General features: G+C 55.1%; 1 tRNA gene and 2 rRNA genes (1 of these 3 cut by a window edge). All 3 read left to right on the top strand.

From position 1 onward, the window contains the following. A 23S ribosomal RNA gene (locus tag F3H32_RS17435) occupies positions 1 to 2,130 on the top strand (it extends 754 nt beyond the left edge of the window). A 117-nt stretch (positions 2,131 to 2,247) separates the two neighbouring features. Further along, positions 2,248 to 2,362, top strand: a 5S ribosomal RNA gene (rrf, locus tag F3H32_RS17430). Between the two features lie 60 nt (positions 2,363 to 2,422). Then, a tRNA-Met gene (locus F3H32_RS17425) sits at positions 2,423 to 2,499 on the top strand. Position 2,500 lies beyond the last annotated feature (1 nt).

Here is a 2,500-nt window from a genome sequence, read left to right as displayed (position 1 = left end):
CAGATGATCTAGGCATGAGCAGGCTGAAGGTTGGGTAACACCAACTGGAGGGCCGAACCCACACCTGTTGAAAAAGGTCGGGATGACTTGTGCCTAGGGGTGAAAGGCCAATCAAATCTGGAGATAGCTGGTTCTCCGCGAAAGCTATTTAGGTAGCGCGTCAGACGAATTCTCCCGGGGGTAGAGCACTGCATGGATGATGGGGGCCCACAGCCTTACTGAGTCTAAGCAAACTCCGAATACCGGGAAGAACTATCTGGCAGACACACGGCGGGTGCTAACGTCCGTCGTGGAGAGGGAAACAACCCTGACCAACAGCTAAGGCCCCCAATTCGTGGCTAAGTGGGAAAGCATGTGAGACTTCCAAAACAACCAGGAGGTTGGCTTAGAAGCAGCCATCCTTTAAAGATAGCGTAACAGCTCACTGGTCTAGTCAAGAGGTCTTGCGGCGAAGATGTAACGGGGCTCAAGCCACGAGCCGAAGCTTTGGGTGTGCATTTATGCACGCGGTAGCGGAGCGTTCTGTGATATAGAACGCTGCCTCTTTTGCCCGTCAGGGCAACGGAGGCAATGTTCTGACTGTGAAGCCGGGCTGTAAGGCATCCGGTGGAGTGATCAGAAGCGAGAATGTTGACATGAGTAGCGACAAACAGGGTGAGAGACCCTGTCGCCGAAAGTCCAAGGGTTCCTGCTTAAAGCTAATCTGAGCAGGGTAAGCCGGCCCCTAAGGCGAGGCCGAAAGGCGTAGTCGATGGGAACCAGGTTAATATTCCTGGGCCAGGAGATGGTGACGGATCGCAGAGCTAGTTCTTCCTTATCGGATTGGAAGGGCTGGTGAGCGGTTCCTGGAAATAGCCCTCCATGAGACCGTACCCTAAACCGACACAGGTGGACTGGTAGAGAATACCAAGGCGCTTGAGAGAACCACATTTAAGGAACTCGGCAAAATACCTCCGTAAGTTCGCGAGAAGGAGGCCCCGTTGGCAGGCAACTGTCGGCGGGGGGCACAAACCAGGGGGTGGCGACTGTTTACTAAAAACACAGGGCTCTGCGAAGCCGTAAGGCGACGTATAGGGTCTGACGCCTGCCCGGTGCCGGAAGGTTAAAAGGAGAGGTGCAAGCCTTGAATTGAAGCCCCGGTAAACGGCGGCCGTAACTATAACGGTCCTAAGGTAGCGAAATTCCTTGTCGGGTAAGTTCCGACCTGCACGAATGGCGTAACGACTTCCCCGCTGTCTCAAATGTGGACTCAGCGAAATTGAATTGTCTGTGAAGATGCAGACTTCCCGCGGTTAGACGGAAAGACCCCATGCACCTTTACTATAGCTTCGCACTGGCATCAGGATTGCGATGTGCAGGATAGGTGGTAGGCGCTGAAACCGGGACGCCAGTTCCGGTGGAGCCATCCTTGAGATACCACCCTTCGCACTCTTGATGTCTAACCGCGGCCCGTTATCCGGGTCCGGGACCCTGCGTGGTGGGTAGTTTGACTGGGGCGGTCGCCTCCCAAAGAGTAACGGAGGCGCGCGAAGGTTGGCTCAGAGCGGTCGGAAATCGCTCGTCGAGTGCAATGGCAGAAGCCAGCCTGACTGCAAGACTGACAAGTCGAGCAGAGACGAAAGTCGGCCATAGTGATCCGGTGGTCCCGAGTGGAAGGGCCATCGCTCAACGGATAAAAGGTACGCTGGGGATAACAGGCTGATGATGCCCAAGAGTCCATATCGACGGCATCGTTTGGCACCTCGATGTCGGCTCATCTCATCCTGGGGCTGGAGCAGGTCCCAAGGGTACGGCTGTTCGCCGTTTAAAGAGGTACGTGAGCTGGGTTTAGAACGTCGTGAGACAGTTCGGTCCCTATCTGCCGTGGGTGTAGGATACTTGAGAGGAGTTGCCCCTAGTACGAGAGGACCGGGGTGAACGTTCCACTGGTGGACCAGTTATCGTGCCAACGGTAGTGCTGGGTAGCTATGAACGGACAGGATAAACGCTGAAGGCATCTAAGCGTGAAGCCCCCCTCAAAACAAGGTATCCCTTGAGAGCCGTGGAAGACCACCACGTCGATAGGCCGGAGATGTAAGCGCAGCAATGCGTTCAGTTGACCGGTACTAATGGCTCGATTGGCTTGATTTGATCCGGAAGAAGACAGACCAGCCGAAAGGCGGGAAAACCTGCTTCCAAAAGCATCCTTGGACAATGACTTTCCAGGTTCACCTGAACCGGAAAACGCCGAACTCGCTCCTTTTCCGGTCTGGTGGCCAAAGCACGAGCAAAACACCCGATCCCATCCCGAACTCGGCCGTTAAGTGCCGTCGCGCCAATGGTACTGCGTCAAAAGACGTGGGAGAGTAGGTCACCGCCAGACCTGAAAAGAAGCGAAAATCTCTCGGAACAAAAAGCACCGCAAAAAACGCGGTGCAAATGCCGCGGGGTAGAGCAGCCCGGTAGCTCGTCAGGCTCATAACCTGAAGGTCGTAGGTTCAAATCCTACCCCCGCAACCAA

Origin of the sequence: Paracoccus thiocyanatus (assembly GCF_900156255.1) — a bacterium.
GTDB lineage: Bacteria > Pseudomonadota > Alphaproteobacteria > Rhodobacterales > Rhodobacteraceae > Paracoccus > Paracoccus thiocyanatus.
This window is presented reverse-complemented; position numbering and strand designations above follow the sequence as displayed.